This is a genomic window from Sphingobacterium sp. JB170 (assembly GCF_900163865.1).
GTDB lineage: Bacteria > Bacteroidota > Bacteroidia > Sphingobacteriales > Sphingobacteriaceae > Sphingobacterium.
On the sequence record NZ_FUKU01000013.1, the window covers coordinates 274,424 to 292,205 of the forward strand.

The 17,782-nt window shown below is 44.4% G+C and carries 22 protein-coding genes; 8 read left to right on the forward strand and 14 right to left on the reverse strand.

Translation table 11 applies throughout. From position 1 onward, the window contains the following. Positions 1-26: 26 nt before the first annotated feature. From ftsY to rpmB, 4 genes are all read right to left on the reverse strand, one after another. The gene (gene ftsY, locus FM107_RS02535; protein WP_086946938.1) at positions 27-989 is read right to left on the reverse strand and encodes a signal recognition particle-docking protein FtsY; all 963 of its coding nucleotides are present in this window, start codon (positions 987-989) and stop codon (positions 27-29) included. A 148-nt stretch (positions 990-1,137) separates the two neighbouring features. After that, positions 1,138-1,299, reverse strand: a complete 162-nt coding sequence (locus FM107_RS02540) for a DUF4295 domain-containing protein (protein ID WP_086946939.1) — start codon at positions 1,297-1,299, stop codon at positions 1,138-1,140. 41 nt (positions 1,300-1,340) lie between these two features. Further along, positions 1,341-1,523: a 50S ribosomal protein L33 gene (gene rpmG, locus FM107_RS02545; protein ID WP_002998409.1), complete on the reverse strand. Its 183-nt coding sequence runs from the start codon at positions 1,521-1,523 to the stop codon at positions 1,341-1,343. Positions 1,524-1,588: 65 nt separating this feature from the next. After that, positions 1,589-1,822 carry a 50S ribosomal protein L28 gene (rpmB, locus tag FM107_RS02550; RefSeq protein WP_086946940.1) on the reverse strand — a complete coding sequence of 78 codons (234 nt, stop codon included), beginning with the start codon at positions 1,820-1,822 and terminating at the stop codon, positions 1,589-1,591. 262 nt (positions 1,823-2,084) lie between these two features. On the opposite strand from rpmB, the gene recO reads away from it, so the two are divergent. Beyond that, positions 2,085-2,810 (forward strand): DNA repair protein RecO, encoded by a 726-nt coding sequence (gene recO / locus FM107_RS02555; protein ID WP_086946941.1) that lies wholly within the window; start codon positions 2,085-2,087, stop codon positions 2,808-2,810. A 77-nt stretch (positions 2,811-2,887) separates the two neighbouring features. Beyond that, on the forward strand, positions 2,888-3,319 hold the full coding sequence (locus FM107_RS02560; protein ID WP_086946942.1) for a DUF805 domain-containing protein: 432 nt from the start codon (positions 2,888-2,890) through the stop codon (positions 3,317-3,319). Positions 3,320-3,389: 70 nt separating this feature from the next. Here the strand turns inward: FM107_RS02560 and FM107_RS02565 are convergent, their stop codons facing one another. Then, positions 3,390-3,581, reverse strand: coding sequence for a cold-shock protein (locus tag FM107_RS02565; protein ID WP_086947196.1), 192 nt, complete (start codon positions 3,579-3,581; stop codon positions 3,390-3,392). 148 nt (positions 3,582-3,729) lie between these two features. On the opposite strand from FM107_RS02565, the gene FM107_RS02570 reads away from it, so the two are divergent. From FM107_RS02570 to gcvT, 5 genes are all read left to right on the forward strand, one after another. Continuing rightward, complete coding sequence (locus FM107_RS02570; protein WP_086946943.1) at positions 3,730-4,449, forward strand: SIMPL domain-containing protein; 720 nt, start codon at positions 3,730-3,732, stop codon at positions 4,447-4,449. Continuing rightward, positions 4,449-4,940: a DUF4112 domain-containing protein gene (locus FM107_RS02575; protein WP_086946944.1), complete on the forward strand. Its 492-nt coding sequence runs from the start codon at positions 4,449-4,451 to the stop codon at positions 4,938-4,940. The genes FM107_RS02570 and FM107_RS02575 overlap by 1 nt, the downstream gene beginning before the upstream one ends. 27 nt (positions 4,941-4,967) lie before the next feature. After that, positions 4,968-5,336, forward strand: a complete 369-nt coding sequence (locus tag FM107_RS02580; RefSeq protein WP_086946945.1) for a DUF4359 domain-containing protein — start codon at positions 4,968-4,970, stop codon at positions 5,334-5,336. Between the two features lie 4 nt (positions 5,337-5,340). After that, positions 5,341-6,066 carry a pseudouridine synthase gene (locus FM107_RS02585; protein ID WP_086946946.1) on the forward strand — a complete coding sequence of 242 codons (726 nt, stop codon included), beginning with the start codon at positions 5,341-5,343 and terminating at the stop codon, positions 6,064-6,066. Between the two features lie 130 nt (positions 6,067-6,196). Then, positions 6,197-7,276, forward strand: a complete 1,080-nt coding sequence (gene gcvT, locus FM107_RS02590; RefSeq protein WP_179204394.1) for a glycine cleavage system aminomethyltransferase GcvT — start codon at positions 6,197-6,199, stop codon at positions 7,274-7,276. A 92-nt stretch (positions 7,277-7,368) separates the two neighbouring features. On the opposite strand, the gene FM107_RS02595 is transcribed toward gcvT, so the two are convergent. The 4 genes from FM107_RS02595 to FM107_RS02610 form a co-directional block, all read right to left on the reverse strand. Continuing rightward, complete coding sequence (locus FM107_RS02595; protein WP_086946948.1) at positions 7,369-7,596, reverse strand: DUF6358 family protein; 228 nt, start codon at positions 7,594-7,596, stop codon at positions 7,369-7,371. 2 nt (positions 7,597-7,598) lie between these two features. Next, positions 7,599-7,898, reverse strand: coding sequence for a hypothetical protein (locus tag FM107_RS02600; RefSeq protein WP_086946949.1), 300 nt, complete (start codon positions 7,896-7,898; stop codon positions 7,599-7,601). A gap of 72 nt (positions 7,899-7,970) precedes the next feature. Continuing rightward, entirely contained in the window at positions 7,971-9,395 is a 1,425-nt protein-coding gene (locus FM107_RS02605; RefSeq protein ID WP_086946950.1) for a Glu/Leu/Phe/Val dehydrogenase, read from the reverse strand. A 483-nt stretch (positions 9,396-9,878) separates the two neighbouring features. Continuing rightward, a complete protein-coding gene (locus tag FM107_RS02610) occupies positions 9,879-10,193 on the reverse strand; it encodes a rhodanese-like domain-containing protein (RefSeq protein ID WP_086946951.1) in 315 nt (104 codons plus the stop codon). 102 nt (positions 10,194-10,295) lie between these two features. On the opposite strand from FM107_RS02610, the gene FM107_RS02615 reads away from it, so the two are divergent. Next, the gene (locus FM107_RS02615; RefSeq protein ID WP_086946952.1) at positions 10,296-11,606 is read left to right on the forward strand and encodes a M20/M25/M40 family metallo-hydrolase; all 1,311 of its coding nucleotides are present in this window, start codon (positions 10,296-10,298) and stop codon (positions 11,604-11,606) included. Between the two features lie 46 nt (positions 11,607-11,652). Here the strand turns inward: FM107_RS02615 and FM107_RS02620 are convergent, their stop codons facing one another. The 5 genes from FM107_RS02620 to secA form a co-directional block, all read right to left on the reverse strand. Then, entirely contained in the window at positions 11,653-12,141 is a 489-nt protein-coding gene (locus FM107_RS02620; protein WP_086946953.1) for a GNAT family N-acetyltransferase, read from the reverse strand. Beyond that, positions 12,138-12,704, reverse strand: coding sequence for a hypothetical protein (locus FM107_RS02625; protein ID WP_086946954.1), 567 nt, complete (start codon positions 12,702-12,704; stop codon positions 12,138-12,140). Before FM107_RS02625 ends, FM107_RS02620 begins: the two co-directional genes overlap by 4 nt. Before the next feature lie 62 nt (positions 12,705-12,766). Next, entirely contained in the window at positions 12,767-13,954 is a 1,188-nt protein-coding gene (locus FM107_RS02630) for a M20 family metallopeptidase (protein ID WP_086946955.1), read from the reverse strand. Between the two features lie 9 nt (positions 13,955-13,963). Further along, positions 13,964-14,416, reverse strand: a complete 453-nt coding sequence (locus FM107_RS02635; RefSeq protein WP_086946956.1) for an SPOR domain-containing protein — start codon at positions 14,414-14,416, stop codon at positions 13,964-13,966. A gap of 15 nt (positions 14,417-14,431) precedes the next feature. Continuing rightward, complete coding sequence (gene secA, locus FM107_RS02640) at positions 14,432-17,734, reverse strand: preprotein translocase subunit SecA (RefSeq protein WP_086946957.1); 3,303 nt, start codon at positions 17,732-17,734, stop codon at positions 14,432-14,434. Positions 17,735-17,782: the final 48 nt, after the last annotated feature.

The following is a 17,782-nucleotide window of genomic DNA, read 5'->3' on the forward strand; positions in this document are numbered from 1 at the left end:
TATCACACACACCCTAACAGAGCACACTAATTAAACAGACTATCTACGAACTCTTTTTTGTTAAAAAGCTGTAGATCTTCAATTTTTTCACCCACCCCAATATATTTAACAGGAATTTTAAACTGATCGGAAATACCAATCACCACTCCACCTTTTGCTGTACCGTCAAGCTTGGTCAGCGCCAAAGCATTCACATCTGTCGCTTGGGTAAACTGCGTCGCCTGCTCGATTGCATTTTGGCCGGTTGAAGCATCCAAAACAAGTAAGATCTCGTGCGGCGCATCGGGAATAACCTTCTGCATGACGTTCTTTATCTTGGTCAGCTCATTCATTAAACCCACCTTATTGTGGAGCCTTCCGGCCGTATCGATGATCGCGACATCGTCGCCATTGGCGACCGCTGATTTTACCGTATCGTAGGCTACTGAAGCCGGATCCGAACCCATTGCTTGAGAGACGACTCTTACCCCGACGCGCTCACCCCAAAGTTGTAGCTGTTCAACCGCTGCGGCACGAAATGTGTCGGCAGCACCCAAGACAACCTTATTACCGGCTTGTTTGAGTTGGTGAGCGAGCTTTCCTATAGTCGTCGTCTTTCCGACGCCGTTCACGCCAACCACCATGATGACATAAGGCTTATGATTGCCATATTCAAAATTCTCGAAATCCGAACTGTTATTCTCAGCGAGCAGCTCCTGGATTTCTTCCTTCAACAGCCGATTTAAATCATCCGTCCCTAAGTACTTGTCACGGGCAGCACGCTCCTGAATACGTTCAACAATTTTCAATGTTGTGGTGACCCCCACATCAGACATTACCAAAACTTCCTCGAGATTATCGAGCACCTCGTCATCGATAGTCGATTTTCCGACAACAGCTTTTGTAATTTTCGAAAGAAAACCTTCTTTGGTTTTTTCTAAACCCTTCTCGAGTGCCTCTTGAGCCTCAGGTGTTTCTTGCTTTTTCTTAAAAAAATCGAATAATCCCATAGTGTATTCTGCGTGTGGAAATGTTTTGATTTACAACCGGGCAAATATACTCAAAATCAGCTATACTAAAAAAGCCCTTTCGGCGAGTACCAAAACGGCTTTAAACTTTTTAAAGGAAAACTCTAAAAAGGGAAATTTCTTACCCCGCTTATTTACCCATTTCCGCAACAACTTCTTTAACTTTGTCGTTGTGTACCATGATTTCTTTGAAAGTATAAGCTCCTGTTTTCGCTGACTTTGCAGTAAGAACAACTTTTGTAAATTCTTTACCACCACCTTTTTGTAAGGACGCAACTGATTTCTTTGCCATTATCTTGTATTTTAATTCGAGTTAAACACCCGAGTGGTTAATTACTTAATTTCTTTATGAACAGTAACTTTTCTAAGAACCGGGTTAAATTTCTTTAACTCTAAACGCTCTGTAGTGTTCTTTTTGTTCTTTGTTGTGATATAACGAGACATGCCCGGAAGACCACTTTCCTTGTGCTCAGTACATTCTAGGATTACTTGTACTCTATTTCCTTTTTTAGCCATTGTTTTACTTTATTATAATCTCGAGAGATTAGATTTCATGAATATTTTGATAACAGGCGATATTACTAAATAGATCCGTTTTGGATAAATTTATTGATTACAGCTGTAATACCGTTCTTGTTAATAGTCTTGATTGCGGATGTTGATACTTTTAAAGTAATCCAACGATCTTCTTCTGGAATGTAAAAACGTTTCGTCTGTAAATTCGGGTAAAATTTACGCTTAGTTTTAACGTTTGAGTGCGAAACGTTATTTCCTGTTAATGCCGCCTTGCCTGTTAAATCACAAATTCTTGACATGATATTTGAATTTTAATGTTATCTGTTCGTTTTGTCTCTTTTCACAAAGAGTTTGCAAATATCCATATTTCTTTTGTGATATGCAAGAAGGCAGAAGAATAATTTTTCTTTTTTAGGAACAACGAGGCTTAGTCCAGCAAAAATACACTTTTTCAGCCCCCGCACGCCCCCGGATCCATGAAATAGTTTTCAACAATTCACATTCATGTCTTTTAGGCGAAAGCCTTGCGCTTTTGTATCTTTGGTCGTAATTAAAGTCCAAATGCTGCATAAAACAAATGGAATTGCCTTAAAAACAACGAACTACTCGGAGAGCAGCATCGTCGCCCACGTATATACCGAGGCCTTCGGCATGCAGGCCTACCTGATAAATGGCGCAAAAAAAAGCAGAGCTAAAATATCAGCAAACCTTTTCCAGCCCCTACACCCCTTGGATATGGTGGTCTACCACAAGGCATCCGGCGGCCTAAACCGCGTCAAGGAAGTTCATCAAACGCCCGTTTTGCGCGACATTCCAATAAATATTCAAAAAAGCTCGCTCGCCATATTCATCAACGAAATCCTCTACAAAGTACTACGCGAGCAATCGGGCGATCCCCACCTGTTTAATTTCGTGCAGCAAGCTATATTGTGGCTGGACGCATCGGAAACGATCCTGGCAAACTTTCACATCGTCTTTCTAGTCAAGCTATCGCGCTTTCTCGGTTTCTTACCGCTGCAGCCCAGCCACCAACACCACCCCTATTTCGACTTAATGGATGGCGTATTCGGCAATAGTCTTCCTGCGCATAGCCACGTTCTTCAAGAACCGCACACCTCACTTTTCTATGCGTTCCTCACGTCCAGCTTTGCCGAACCCAGCAGCGTGAAGATTAGTAAAACCGACCGTAAATACCTACTAGAAAAGATTCTCGATTTTTACAAACTACACACCGAAAACTTCGGCACCGTGAATTCCATGTACGTTTTGGAAGAAATTTTCCATTAACCCCTCACTTTTAGTGATTTATTGCTATCTTTAGTTGTAAAAATCAATAGCTAACTAACGACTTAATAATCTTACTTATGGACTGGTTTATCAACAATGTTAAAGAAAATTACGCAAATTTTGAGGGGCGTGCCCGCAGAAAAGAATACTGGACATTTGTTTTATGCGTGTGGTTGTTATCCATCGCTCTAGCACTCGTGGGCTGGATACTAGGAATTATCAGCAGCAGTTTGGGGGGATTAATCACCGCTCTTTCAGGACTGGTCTCGCTAGCCTTGCTAATACCCGTACTGGCCGTCGGCGTGCGCCGCCTGCACGACACAGGAAAACCAACTTGGTATATTGTATTTCTGTTCATACCATTTGTGAACCTGTATTTTCTTTACCTCATGCTTATCGACGGTGACCGTGGACCGAATGAATACGGTCCGGATCCAAAGGGCAGGGGTGGCAACGACGAGAATACTCTCACCAACTTCCCACCTACCCCAACGAACGGCCCCGATTAAGGATTCGCGCTATGCAAAAAAGCCAGGCGTCGGCCTGGCTTTTTCACAATAAATATATCTGAATCTACTATTAGATAAGCTTTACATTTACCGCATTTAGGCCTTTACGGCCCTGTTCTACTTCGTAAGATACGTGATCGTTCTCACGAACTTTGTCAATTAACCCTGAAACGTGAACGAAAATTTCGCTCTCGCCTGAATTTGGAACGATGAAACCGAATCCTTTGGTTTCATTAAAGAATTTTACTACGCCTTCTTGCATTTTAATAATTATTTGTACTAACATTAAAGGTATAAATTATTTTTCAATGTTTTTTTATATTTCAGGAAAAAATTAAACGATTTTAGCCTCGCACTGTCAAACAATCCAGTAATAACTTTGTAATACTAAACATTAACGCATTAACACTATGAAAAAACTAATTGGTCTCATGCTAACTGTCTGTATGGTAACACTTGCCAGTGCACAATCAAACAACTTCGAAAATAGCCGAAGAGTCTCTACCAGAGGTACCGCCGAGCGCGAGGTTACCCCGGACATCTTGTATTTATCGATCTCTTTACGAGAATATCTTCCCGACGGAAACAGCAAAAAAAAGGTTTCCATAGAGACCTTGGAAAAACAGCTTTATACGGCCGCAATCGCTAACGGCGTAAAAGAAGAAGATTTCACGATCCAGAACGTATATAGCTATAACAGCAACCCCAAGAAAAAGAAAGATAACCCGGAGCTCCTGCAAGCGAAACAGTACCGCCTAAAGGTAACAAACCTAAACGGGCTGAACCAGATGCTTGACAAAGTGGATGCCAAAGGGATTCAAAGCACTTCGGTAAATGGTTATGACCATAGCCAGAAGAAAGCGATTGAAAAAGAGCTGAAAATTGCCGCTATTCAAGATGCTCATGCAAATGCAGAAATCATCGCTTCGGCTACGGGCGACAGCGTAGGAAAAGTACTTGCTATAAATGACAACACAAACTTTAGCTGGAATGACATGGCTCCACAGCCGCGCGCATACATGGCTAAAGCATCCGTATCCATGCAGGATTCGGTCGAAGAGAGTTTAGACATCAGCGTGCGCCCAATTAAACTTACGTGTAACATCGACGCGATATACGAATTGAAATAATGGACAGTCACCGCCCTCCAAAAATACCCGGTCAAACGGATCTACAGCGCGATCGCGACTTTCGGTGGGTAGAACGATTTGCAACATTATTAGACAATCAATTTAGCATAGGGTCCTTCCGCTTCGGACTCGACCCCTTGCTAAATTTCATCCCCCTGGCCGGGCAGGCCATATCACTCGGTAGCGCCCTATTGCTGGTGCTGGTGATGTACCGTAATGGCGTAAGTCCAAATGCCGCGAGTAAGATGCTCATTAACGTGCTCTGGGATGCCTTTTTAGGGAGCATTCCTTTTCTAGGAAATGTCTTCGACTTTTTCAAAAAAGCCAACGCCAAAAATATCAAAATCCTCAAAGAGTACTATTACCAGGGAAAGCATCAGGGAGGTGCCAAGCGCCTTTTTGTAGGCCTATTCATTCTCATCTTGCTGACGACCTTCCTACTGATATACCTGCTTTGGTTGCTCGGAGCATGGATCGTTACCCTCTTCTAATTGTAAATTCGTATTTTTGCCCCCAATATGAGTAAAACAAGAATTTTCGCCATCTGTGTAATCGCCTTCATCTTGATCGCGGTATTTACCAACCCCTCATCCCAGGAGCATCACGACGCGGTAAAAGCAAAGGTAACTGAACTTCTTAAACAGCAAACCGGAGATGCAGACAAGGACTTGGTCGATTTCGGCATGCACCTTTTTGGCAACACGCTGGTCCAGCAATTCATAGAGCAGCACGTGAAGGTAGAAAACTATTATTTGTTTTCGGTTACAAAAATCAGCTGGCAACGCAAAGAAACCGTGATCGGTGGTGGCGCCTTCAAAACGATATTTCTAAGCCCAAAGATCGATGAGAAAGCAGCCGAGATTGTGCAGATGATTAAAGAGGGCTAAACGAATGTTAGAGATCCTTTACCAAGATGATTACATCGTCGCAATAAACAAGCCGCATGGCCTGTTAGTACACCGCTCTGCCATCGCCGCGGACACCTCAGAGTGTGCCCTGCAGCTATTACGAGACCAACTGCAGCAAACCGTACACCCCGCGCACCGCATCGACCGCAAGACGGGCGGCTTGCTACTGTTCTCGCGCAACAAAGAAATGGACAGCAGCTTGCAGCAGCTTTTTGCAAATAAACAGATCGATAAAACCTACTGGGCCATCGTTCGTGGGTATACCCAGGACACCGGAACAATCGACTACCCCTTGCGCAAAGAGAACGGCACCATGCAAGATGCGCTCACTCATTACCGCACACTCGCCCGCTCGGAAATAGACCTTCCTTTTGGTCAGCATGCTACATCCCGGTATTCGCTCGTCGAGCTCAAACCTATAACTGGAAGAATGCACCAGCTTCGCCGGCATATGGCGCATATACTTCATCCGATACTAGCCGATAGACCCCATGGCTGCAACAAACAAAATAAGCTCTGGAAAGAGCGCTTCCACATGGACACCATGCTTCTGCACGCTAAGACTATCGCCTTTAAGCACCCCCTAACCGAGGCGGCTATACACATTCATGCGCCCTTACAACAAGAATTTAACCGCGTATTGGGTATCTTGGGCTTAAGCGATGCCAGCGGTGATGCACACGCTATCACAGAAAACAAAACTTGTTAATAGGTGCGCTCCACCCTAGAAAAACAACGAGTAAACCGATTGCGCAAATTGAAAATATCACAATCAGAAGGTCGCTAATCGTTTGAATTTTGCGTATTTTTGAAAAAATTGATCTTATCACATTGCTATGATTAAAAACACTGCGCTCTCTGAGCATCATGCGACTCTCGGCGCGAAAATGGTACCCTTTGCCGGATTCAACATGCCCGTACAATATTCAGGAATTAACGATGAACACGAAACTGTTCGCACAGCCGTTGGTGTCTTTGATGTTAGCCATATGGGTGAGTTTATTCTTAAAGGCGAAAAAGCGCTAGAACTTCTCCAAAAAGTTTCCTCGAACGATGCATCTAAGCTATACGACGGGAAAGTACAATATGCATACATCCCCAATGAAACGGGCGGCGTTATCGATGACTTTCTTATTTACCGAATAGACAAGACAACATATTTCTTGGTTGTCAACGCCTCCAATATTGAAAAAGACTGGAACTGGATAAGCAAGTACAACGAGTATGGCGTGGAAATGAAAAACATCTCCGATGAAACGTCATTATTCGCCGTTCAAGGACCGAAAGCTGCTGAAGCTTTGCAGTCTTTAACAGACATAGAGCTCGCTCCGATGGAATACTATACTTTCAAAAAGGGAACTTTCGCAGGCGTGGATAATGTCTTGATCTCGGCCACCGGGTACACTGGAGCCGGCGGCTTTGAAATTTACGTCGCAAACAATGACGCTAAAAAAGTATGGGACGCTATCTTCCAAGCGGGCGCTAGTTATGGCATCAAGCCAATCGGGCTGGGTGCACGCGATACACTCCGTCTAGAAATGGGCTTCTGCCTATATGGAAACGACATAGACGATAACACCTCCCCGCTAGAGGCGGGACTAGGATGGGTCACCAAATTCACCAAAGACTTTGTGAATTCCGAAAATCTAAAAGCGGAAAAAGAGCAGGGCGTGACGCAAAAATTAGTTGGCTTCCAGATGATAGACCGCGGTATTCCACGTCACGACTATCCGATCGTTGACGCGCAAGGAAACACTATTGGCCGCGTAACATCCGGAACACAGTCCCCATCGTTAAAAAAATCTATTGGTCTAGGTTACCTAGAAAGTGCTTTCTCGAAAGAAGGAACCGAAATATTTATCTCCATCCGCAACCAACCGGTGAAAGCAGTAGTGAAAAAGCCGCCTTTTTTAAAATAAACGGTAGAATATTTCCGAATAGAAACTAAATACGCAAAACAGGCCTGTATCGTAAAAAATACAGGCCTGTTTTGCTGGGCACATTGAAAGTATTACCTTTTTCCTTTCTTCACCGGTTTATTGCTTTCGGGCTTATTGTTGCTCGCATTCTTCTTTACTATTTTTAGCATCACGACTTTCAGGTATACCAATACCACCAAAAGTGCAATAGCAATAAATAATACAGTTTGGTTTCCCAGTTGATAGGAAACAACACCGCTATATACAACAAAAGCTAGTGCAAAGTTTAAAACAATGTTTAGAATAAAATATTTTGTCATTATTACTGTTTAATTGAGGTCCCTAAAACATAACGTCGTAGAAAGGAGAAATAAACAATCCCCGCCAGGATGTTCCCCAAGATGATAAAAATTAATAAAGCAAGACGCTGCACATTGCTTATACGCGTAGAAATCATAACCTCTCGCAATACAAGCACAACCCAAAGGAGCGACAATAGCAGCGCAATACTGACTACTACATCAGCAAAGGAAACTTGCAAAAACTTAAGTACAAACGACAAAATATAAAACCCCAAACTGAAATAAAATGCTTGCGTAGTTTCATTTTGTAAGTTTCTCATAGCACAAAAGTACGGATTATCTTTTATCCTAGGAGTGAGCAATTAGCAATGTGATTACCTGTTGAGCCTCCCCTAAGGAAAAATACCAAGCTCTTGATAGGCAACCCCAATTTTATTGATCGCACAAATGAATGCCGCCGTACGTAGGTCCTCTACGCCTGGTTCAGCCATATAGATATCACGTATCTCCCGATAGGCGCCAATCATTGTATCTTCGAGTCCCGAATGGACCAAATCGATCTCGTCGGGGCCCCGTAAGATCATCTTACGCTCGAGCTTGGACACCTGTTTTTCTGTCGTCGACTCAATGATATCGATAAGTTCTTTATACATGTTTTCACTAAAACGCTTCTCCAATCGGCCGTAACGCACGTGACTAAGGCTCTTGAGCCACTCAAAATAAGAAACCGTAACGCCGCCCGCATTCAGATAGATATCCGGAATCACCATTACACCCTTGCTCTGCAGAATCTCATCGGCCTCCGAGGTGAGCGGGCCGTTCGCCGCCTCCCCAATAATTCTCGCCTGGATACGCTCCGCATTGTTTTTGTCGATGACGCTCTCAAGTGCCGCAGGGATCAAAATATCGCAAGGCTTCTCCAGCCCTTGGGCGGGGTCGGACATACTCACCGCGCCGGCATAGTTTAATATACTTCCTGTTGCTTTGCGGTGGGCTTGTACCGCATCTACATCCAATCCATTCTCATCGTATATTGCACCATCAAACTCTATCAGCCCGACAAGCGTCGCTCCGGCATCCTGGAAATATTTCGCCGTATGGTAACCGACATTCCCCAACCCTTGAACAATGATGCGCTTGCCGCTAATGCCTGCAGTAAGACCAATCTTCTCCATATCCTCCTTAAAAGAGCACGCCTCACGTACCCCAAAGAAGACACCAAGCCCTGTTGCTTCGGTGCGTCCGCGAACGCCCCCTTGGGAAATAGGTTTTCCCGTCACACACGCCTGCGCGTTAATATCGTTGGGAAAAAGAGAAGAGTAGGTATCAACAATCCAGCTCATCTCCCGGGCGCTGGTACCGTAGTCGGGGGCAGGTACATCGATACCCGGGCCGATAAAATTCTTCTTACAAAGCTCACTGGTGTAGCGGCGCGTAATTTTCTCGAGCTCAAATACCGTATATTTCTTGGTGTCAATTTTAATACCTCCTTTACCGCCACCAAAAGGGACATTGACGATAGCACACTTGTAGGTCATTAACGCGGCAAGAGCCATCACCTCCTCTTGATCGACCTCCATACTAAAACGGATACCTCCTTTACAAGGCAGTTTATGGTGGGAATGTTGCACACGATAAGCCTCGATTACTTCGACATCCTCTCCGATTTTAACAGGAAATTTAATCCGCAAAATAGAATTACAAGCCTTAATTTGATCTAAAATTCCTCTATCAAAAATTGTGTGGCGGGCTGCTTTTTCAAAGTTTCGTTGAACACTTAAAAAAAAACTGTTGTTTTCTGCATTTTCTGTAGCCATAGGGACTTGGTTTACACGTTTAAAATTGGTTTTAATTCTGATCAAAATTAAACATTATTCGGACGTTTATATAGCGAAAATGCGCTGTCAAAAACATTTAAGAGAATAACGTTTATGGCCCTTAATTGTTTAAAACTGCTCAACGAATTCAACCTTTTGCTAACAATTTGAAGCTAAATGATATAGATTTTTAAACCGGATCGTTTACGCACTATAAGCAAACTGCATACGAAACCACCCCACAACGGCGCCAAGTGGTCATAAAATGATTTGGTTTTGCGAGGCTGAGACACAGCGCATACGGAAGGTGGAAAGGAAAAACTAATAGATTTATTCTATTCTCCCTGGCAATATCAAAATGAATTAAACGCTTGTTTTGAGAGACTCCCCAGCTAAAACAAGACGGAGTCTCTCAATATCAGCTACAGTAACGTTTCAGACACGTCCCTAAAATAGCTTGCTATAGCAAATGTAGCGTTTAAATTAATAAACATCCATCTCCGGATCGATATCTTCTTTCCAAGCAAGGATACCGCCTTGCAGATTTGAAAGGTTGTCGAACCCTTGCTGCTCGAGTAGCATAATAGCTTGCGCGCTACGCTTACCACTTCTACATTGAACCACGACGGGAACATCCTTTTTGACCTTGTCTTGTTCAATAACGATACCCGCTAATGGTATGTTCAAACCATTCAGGTTCGATACTTCGTATTCGAACGGTTCGCGAACGTCGATTAACTGAAACTCTTCGCTGCGATCCATCATGTTTTTCAGATCTTGAACTGTAACTTCCTTCATTTTTCTTTACTTTTATCAAATATAATGATTTTACCAATACAACCCCGCGGGGAATACTGGTAGGAATGTCAAATACTATACCCTTTTTTTAAGATTGCACAAATGGAATACAACCGAATATACTACAACTTTCTACTTGCTTTAGGGTTGCTCGTGGTGAGCCGACCTGCTGGTGCTCAGGTTGTCGACAGTAACGAAGTAGCACGTATTATCAACGTATTAGCATCCGACCAAATGCGGGGCCGTGCGGCACTCAGCACCGATATCGCTAAAGCCGCAGATTTCATCGCTCAAGAATTTTCAGACGCGGATCTACAACCCTACAATAAAAACGATTATCGTCAATCGTTTCAGGTAACGAAAGTATCTCAGGCCTTCCAAACGGTTCATATCGGCGACCGTGAGCTCGCTCCCGAGGATTTTTTGATCGTGGGCTATGCCTCAGAAATCGCTTGGGATAATAGTTCCACAATAAAAGAAGTTGCGATAAAACAGGGCGAAAATTTCTCCGAGCGTTTCCGTCAGATTGTGCGCAATAGTCCCGAAGACAATATCGTCTGGGTTGACCCTTCCTTTGCACCCATGCTCGCTCGCTTTAAAAAGATGTTTCCAAAAGACAACGTGCTGCCCCAAACCGACAGCAATCAGCCCACGCCAACCAAGGTATTTGTAATAAAGCCCGCATCTACCGATGACTTTAAGATTGAAGCTAAGAATATGGTCACCAATTTCCCGCTATTTAACGTTGCTTGTGTCATACCCGGCAAATCCAAGGCCAATGAATATGTGGTGTTCTCTGCCCATTACGACCATATAGGTATCCTCGATTCGCAGGGTCAAGATTCCATCGCAAACGGCGCTGATGATGATGCCTCGGGGACGACGGCAATGATCAGCCTCGCAAAATATTTTAAGCAGCAGGACATCAACGAGCGTACGCTTATCTTCGTGGCTTTCACGGGCGAAGAAATCGGGATGTTCGGCTCTAAATACTTTTCAACCAACATCGACGCGGATAAAGTTGTAGCGATGATAAATATTGAGATGATCGGTAAAGATTCCAAATTCGGGCCCAACTCCCTCTACGTTACCGGGTATCAAGCATCAAACCTCGCCAGTTTAATGCAAGAAAATCTCGCTGGAACCCCCTTTAAATTTCATCCCGATCCCTATCCACAGCAAAACTTGTTTTACCGAAGTGATAATGCCGTGCTTGCCGCACTAGGGGTACCCGCGCACACCTTTTCCACCTCGCAAATAGATAAGGATGAATATTACCATACCGTCAAAGACGAAATCAGTACGCTCGACATCAAGAATATAACCTCAAGCATTAAGGCGATCGCTAAAGGTGTTACCGGAATTATCTCCGGCGCGCAAACGCCAACAAGAGTAGAAAAATTAAAAGAATAATCGGCGGCGTGCACCGCGTTAAAGAAAAGTTCCGTGCGAAAAGATATTAATGCAAATCTTTTCGCATCACATAATCATCGAGCACAAAGCCGTGGTAGGGAATATCCACTTCGTAAAGAACCCGGAAACCTTGTTTTAAGTAAAAACTGTACGCTTTGTTCCTTCGGTTAACATTAAGCTCTAAGGCTGCAAGTCCGTAATTCTGGCAGACCGATTCGGCGTAGTCAATCAGTCGCTTACCCAGTCCCTGCCCCTGCACTTGCGGCAAAAGATATAGCTTCTCGATCCGTAACACTCCCTGCACGGTTATTAAAGCCATAAAGCCTACCGCAAGCCCATCACTGAATAAAATATAAAATACCTGTCCCTGATTCATTGCTCGGGCGAGCGCCGCGGAAGAATAGATATCCTCGAGCATAAAAACGATTTGCTTTTCACTCAAAATATCTCCATAGCTCACTGGCCAGCTCCGTCTAGCTAGATCTTCAATTAGCGCTATATCGCCGGTCCCCCCTTTTTTTATCAAGATTTTCATATCTCCTCGCCAATTTTAACGCATACCCCTGGGGCAGGAGTGATCGAATAAAAACCTTCCTGTGTCGTCTCCAGCACGTCTTGCCGAATAACACGAAGTCCTTGAATAGAGGCGACCGAGCCCATATCGACATAAATCTTAACACCCTTCACCGCCCACTTTTCATAGCGATCAAACGCCTGGATGTACCTGCGCTGATTTGTGAAAAACACCATATTTATCCTTTGGCAATATGCCTCCAGATGATCAGGCAACATTGGTGTAATGATATTTACGGCGCCATAGTTATGGCTACACAAATAGTCTAAAGAATCTTTAATCACGCCTAATTTTTGCGGGATGACCTTCATGTCCTGCTGGGCATGCTGCAGCGAGCTACCGGTTTGAACTAAAAAGTCCGCCTTAATATCCCTAAGCAGGAAATAACTGAGAGTCGTTTCGCTTACAAAAACAGTCGGGCACCACTCCAACAACTGCCCAATATACTCATCCGAGAGATCCTCGACCGAATCCACAATAAGTGCTGGTTCTTGATTTTCACGTACGATATGATGAGAAGACATAAGTTATTGAAGTTATTGTTTGGGAATGCAAGTGATCGTAATTCCAGCGCACCCACAGGGAGCTACTGTACGCCAAGCTGGCGCAGGGTGATAAAGGCCATCAGGCCAATACTCGTGAGCAGCGCATCCTCGTCGATATCAAAAGTAGGCGTGTGGACCGCCGAATTAATGCCGAGCGCTTTGTTCCCCGTTCCTAAGCGGTAAAAACAAGCATTAGTTGCTTGGGAATAATAAGAAAAGTCTTCTGCGGCTGGCCAAACGTCAAGTTCCTCTACATTTTCTTCTCCCAGGTATTCTACGGCAAACTCGCGCGATGCTTCTGTAATCTTCGCTTCATTCACTAAAAAAGGATAACCTTTACGTACTTCAAAGTCGCAGGCTGCACCCATAGCTCTCGCGATACCCTCTGCCATATCTACCATAAGCGTATGCGCACGTGCGCGCCACGACTCATCAAAGGTGCGGAAGGTCCCTTCCAAGTTTACTTGATCTGGAATAACATTTGTCGCGCCATTGCCGATTATCTTTCCCCAAGAAAGCACCGTGGGGGTGCGCGGGTCTGCATTGCGACTCACAATCTGCTGCAGGGCCGTAATAATTTGTGCAGTAATAGCAATAGGGTCGATATTTTGGTGGGGGTGTGCGCCGTGGCCGCCTTTGCCCCTAATAGTCATAAATAGCTCATCGCATGATGCCATATATTTCCCAGCACGAAAACCTACTTTACCCGATTCAATAAAAGGCATTACATGCTGGCCGATGATCCCCTCTGGTGCCGGGTTTTCTAACACCCCTTCTTTGATCATCAACGAAGCTCCTCCCGGAAGCCGCTCTTCGCCCGGCTGAAAGATAAGCTTTATCGTCCCTCCAAAATCCATGCGTAATGCTTGTAGAATCCGTGCAGCACCGAGCAGCGAGGAAGTATGCACGTCGTGGCCGCAGGCGTGCATCACACCTGCATTGCGCGAACCATAGCTTCTTCCATCGATCTCCTGAATAGGTAGGGCATCCATATCGGCTCTTAAAGCCAACACCTTCTCGCCAGGTAGTTGTCCTTGAATAAGCGCAACAATACCGGTGCCAGCCATCGCTTGATAGGGTATTCCAAGATCATCTAATTTCTCCTTTACGTAAGCCGCCGTCTGAAATTCTTCAAATGATAATTCCGGATGCTGATGCAGGTGTCGACGTATCTCCACGGTATCATTAAAGTAGGCTTTAGCCAGCTGCTGGATTTTATCTTTTAGCATGAGTATTGGTTATTCGTAAACCCAAATGTCCTCCACGAAAACGAAAACGTTACTATACTGTGAACGTAATACTTTCATCAGACTATTGGCGTCATTGCGACTACGGAAGTCGCCGACCTTCACCCGATAATTGGGTTCATTGTAACTAACATAGCTGCTAATATCTTTATAGGAGCTTTGAAACTTTGATTGCGTTGCATAAGCGTCGTTCCTATCACTTCCTGAAAAGATCTGCACACGAAAGCCTCTTTTTTTCACTCGCGTAGCATTCTTCTTGTCAATTACTTTGGAGCCCAGGCTCATCAAGCGTGCACTCGTCGGGTTGATACCACTTTCCGCCCTGAATTCCTGCAGAAGATTAATCAATGAATCCTTGCGAATATCAATCAATCCTGTTTGTGCGTAGCTTAACTGCCCTATTACAAGCAGAAAAGCGCCAAGTATCAGTCCTTTTTTTAACATCGTACCTAGTTTTTACTAACTATTTTTTCCGTGACAGTTTTTGTATTTCAAGCCCGATCCACAAGGACAATCGTCGTTGCGACCTACTGTCTGCTCTTTGCGAATGGGTTGGGTTACTTGCTGCTCACGTGTATCTTTATCTTCCTCGGTCACTCCTGTCGGAGATGCGATTTCCGCTTTGCTAGCCTTCACCTGGGCCGGTTGTATCGGTGCCGGACGTGCTGCCTGCACTTGTTGCGGTTGCTGCTGGCCTGGAATATCCCCTTTAAACAAGAAGCTGACCACGTCCTTATTCATAGAAGCTAACATATTTTTAAATAAGTCGTAAGCTTCCATTTTATAAATAATAATCGGGTCCTTTTGTTCATAAACAGCATTCTGTACGGATTGTTTCAAATCATCCATTTCACGAAGATGCTCTTTCCAGGCATCGTCGATAAGCGCAAGTACAATGCCCTTCTCAAACGAACGAAACACCTCTTTACCATTGGTTTCAACCGCTTTTTGAAGATTTGTCGCAACTTGTATGCCACGAATTCCGTCCGAGAAAGGTACCACTACATTTTCGATCGTCTCTCCACGTTCGGCTAATACGTTCGTTAATACAGGTAGCGTCTGACTTGCAATATGCTCGGCTTTAGCATGATATGCTTTAATGACTTGATCGAATAATTTGTCCGTTAAGTTGATCGCGGAAGTACTCGTAAACTCTTCTTTAGTGATCTCTGGGTTTAGCGTAAAAATTCGGATGATTTCAATTTGAAACTCCTCATAGCTTCCCGAATCTTTTGACTCTAATACAATGTCCTCAACCACATCATAGATGCTGTTGTTCAAGTCTACATCTAAACGCTCGCCGAACAAAGCGTTCTTACGTTTTGAATAAATTACCGTACGCTGGGAGTTCATCACGTCATCGTATTCCAATAAACGCTTACGAATACCGAAGTTGTTTTCCTCTACTTTACGTTGTGCGCGCTCGATAGACTTAGTAAGCATGCTGTGCTGCATCACTTCGCCCTCTTCCACACCCATCTTCACCATGATGTTTGAGATACGCTCGGAAGCGAACAAACGCATTAAGTTGTCTTCTAGAGACACGAAGAATTGCGACGATCCTGGATCTCCCTGACGCCCCGCACGACCGCGCAGCTGTCTATCTACCCGGCGAGATTCGTGACGCTCCGTGCCAATAATTGCAAGACCGCCTGACGCAATAACCTCTGGTGAGAGCTTAATATCCGTACCACGACCAGCCATGTTCGTTGCAATAGTTACCTGTCCTGGGCGGCCGGCCTCAGCAACGATGTCCGCTTCTTTCTGGTGAAGCTTAGCATTTAATACATTATGTTTTATACCGCGAAGCTTCAACATCCGACTCAGAAGTTCGGAAATCTCTACCGAAGTTGTACCCACAAGCACCGGTCTTCCCGCTTCGGTAAGTGTCGCTATCTCCCCAGCAACGGCGTTGTATTTCTCTCTAGCCGTACGATAGATGAAATCCTGGCGGTCATCACGCTGTATCGGTCTGTTCGTCGGGATATCAACAACGTCTAGCTTATAAATTTCCCAAAGCTCTCCCGCCTCGGTGGACGCAGTACCCGTCATCCCGGACAGTTTATGATACATCCGGAAATAATTCTGCAAAGTGATCGTCGCATAAGTTTGCGTCGCATCTTCAACTTTCACATTTTCTTTCGCCTCAATCGCTTGGTGCAAACCGTCCGAGTAACGGCGGCCATCCATAATACGGCCTGTCTGCTCATCGACAATCTTTACCTTACCCTCGTCAACAATATATTGGTCGTCATTTTCAAACAACGTATATGCTTTCAACAGCTGATTGATCGAGTGGATACGTTCGGATTTAATCGCATAATCGCGGAGTAAATCTTCCTTCTTCTGCGCTTTATCTTCAATCGGGTCATCGGAATTTTCGATGTCGGCAATTTCAGAACCTACGTCAGGCATAATGAAGAAGCTAGCATCTTCACCCGAAGCGGTGATAAGCTCAATCCCCTTGTCGGTAAGCTCTACCTGATTGTTTTTTTCATCAATAACAAAGAACAGCTCGGCATCCACCTTAGGCATATTACGATTTTGCTCTGCCATATAGTAGTTTTCTACCTTCTGGAGCAGCTGTCTGTGGTTGCCCTCAGACAAGAACTTAATAAGTGCCTTGTTTTTAGGAAGACCACGGTAAGCACGTAATAACGCCTTAAGGCCTTTCTCTACGTCATTATCACCCGCATTTATTGCTTTCTTAGCTTCATTAAATACGGTGTTTATATATGCTTTTTGGGCGTTGACTAATCGTTCTATACGTGGTTTTAATTGATAGAATTCGTGTTGATCACCACGTGGAATTGGCCCGGAGATAATTAGCGGAGTACGTGCATCATCAATCAGTACCGAGTCAACCTCATCAATCATTGCGTAATGCAGCTTGCGTTGAACCATGGCCTCAGGCGTCTGGGTCATGTTATCGCGAAGGTAATCAAAACCAAATTCGTTGTTCGTTCCGTAGACGACATCCGCTAGGTAAGCCGTTCGGCGCTGTGCGGAGTTCGGCTGGTGTTTGTCGATACAATCAACACTCAATCCATGAAACTCAAAAAGAGGACCGTTCCACTCCGAGTCACGACGTGCCAAGTAGTCGTTCACCGTTACAATATGAACGCCCTGCCCGGTTAGCGCATTAAGGTAAGTTGGTAAGGTTCCAACGAGTGTTTTTCCTTCCCCAGTCGACATCTCGGCAATCTTACCTTGATGCAGTACAATACCTCCGACAAGCTGTACATCGTAGTGTACCATGTTCCAGGTTACTTCGGTTCCAGCGGCCAGCCACGTGTTGCTCCAAAGCGCTTTATCGCCATTAATGGTAACGTTCGCTTTACGCGAGGCAATCTCCCGGTCGAAGTCCGTAGCAGTTACCTCGAGCTCCTTATTTTCTGAAAGTCTTCGCGCTGTATCTTTTACTACCGCGAATGCTTCTGGTAAAAGCTCGGCAAGGATTTCTTCTATTTTTTTATCACGATCTTTAGTAAGTTTATCCACGCGCTCATAGAGCTCCGTCTTTGTTGACATTTCCACACCCGCACCATCGGCCTGCTCTTTAAGGTCGGTTATCTCGGTATCGATCTCTGAAAGGTATTCTTTAATTCGTTCTTTAAAACTGATGGTTTTACCCCGAAGTTCATCATTCGATAAAGATGAAAGCTTCTCATATTCTTCTTTTATCTTCTCTACTAACGGTTGAATTGTTTTGATATCCCTTTCCGACTTACTGCCAAAAAGCTTACTTAAAAATTTTAACATAATATATTTTTATCTCCGTGTTACCGGTTGTGCAATAATGACTCCAAT

Excerpts from the sequence above, each read along its gene's own strand:
- ftsY (WP_086946938.1), bottom strand. The coding sequence starts at position 989 with ATGGGATTATTCGATTTTTTTAAGAAAAAGCAAGAAACACCTGAGGCT.
- FM107_RS02540 (WP_086946939.1), bottom strand. The coding sequence starts at position 1,299 with ATGGCAAAGAAATCAGTTGCGTCCTTACAAAAAGGTGGTGGTAAAGAA.
- rpmG (WP_002998409.1), bottom strand. The coding sequence starts at position 1,523 with ATGGCTAAAAAAGGAAATAGAGTACAAGTAATCCTAGAATGTACTGAG.
- rpmB (WP_086946940.1), bottom strand. The coding sequence starts at position 1,822 with ATGTCAAGAATTTGTGATTTAACAGGCAAGGCGGCATTAACAGGAAAT.
- recO (WP_086946941.1), top strand. The coding sequence starts at position 2,085 with ATGCTGCATAAAACAAATGGAATTGCCTTAAAAACAACGAACTACTCG.
- FM107_RS02560 (WP_086946942.1), top strand. The coding sequence starts at position 2,888 with ATGGACTGGTTTATCAACAATGTTAAAGAAAATTACGCAAATTTTGAG.
- FM107_RS02565 (WP_086947196.1), bottom strand. The coding sequence starts at position 3,581 with ATGCAAGAAGGCGTAGTAAAATTCTTTAATGAAACCAAAGGATTCGGT.
- FM107_RS02570 (WP_086946943.1), top strand. The coding sequence starts at position 3,730 with ATGAAAAAACTAATTGGTCTCATGCTAACTGTCTGTATGGTAACACTT.
- FM107_RS02575 (WP_086946944.1), top strand. The coding sequence starts at position 4,449 with ATGGACAGTCACCGCCCTCCAAAAATACCCGGTCAAACGGATCTACAG.
- FM107_RS02580 (WP_086946945.1), top strand. The coding sequence starts at position 4,968 with ATGAGTAAAACAAGAATTTTCGCCATCTGTGTAATCGCCTTCATCTTG.
- FM107_RS02585 (WP_086946946.1), top strand. The coding sequence starts at position 5,341 with ATGTTAGAGATCCTTTACCAAGATGATTACATCGTCGCAATAAACAAG.
- FM107_RS02595 (WP_086946948.1), bottom strand. The coding sequence starts at position 7,596 with ATGACAAAATATTTTATTCTAAACATTGTTTTAAACTTTGCACTAGCT.
- FM107_RS02600 (WP_086946949.1), bottom strand. The coding sequence starts at position 7,898 with ATGAGAAACTTACAAAATGAAACTACGCAAGCATTTTATTTCAGTTTG.
- FM107_RS02605 (WP_086946950.1), bottom strand. The coding sequence starts at position 9,395 with ATGGCTACAGAAAATGCAGAAAACAACAGTTTTTTTTTAAGTGTTCAA.
- FM107_RS02610 (WP_086946951.1), bottom strand. The coding sequence starts at position 10,193 with ATGAAGGAAGTTACAGTTCAAGATCTGAAAAACATGATGGATCGCAGC.
- FM107_RS02615 (WP_086946952.1), top strand. The coding sequence starts at position 10,296 with ATGGAATACAACCGAATATACTACAACTTTCTACTTGCTTTAGGGTTG.
- FM107_RS02620 (WP_086946953.1), bottom strand. The coding sequence starts at position 12,141 with ATGAAAATCTTGATAAAAAAAGGGGGGACCGGCGATATAGCGCTAATT.
- FM107_RS02625 (WP_086946954.1), bottom strand. The coding sequence starts at position 12,704 with ATGTCTTCTCATCATATCGTACGTGAAAATCAAGAACCAGCACTTATT.
- FM107_RS02630 (WP_086946955.1), bottom strand. The coding sequence starts at position 13,954 with ATGCTAAAAGATAAAATCCAGCAGCTGGCTAAAGCCTACTTTAATGAT.
- FM107_RS02635 (WP_086946956.1), bottom strand. The coding sequence starts at position 14,416 with ATGTTAAAAAAAGGACTGATACTTGGCGCTTTTCTGCTTGTAATAGGG.
- secA (WP_086946957.1), bottom strand. The coding sequence starts at position 17,734 with ATGTTAAAATTTTTAAGTAAGCTTTTTGGCAGTAAGTCGGAAAGGGAT.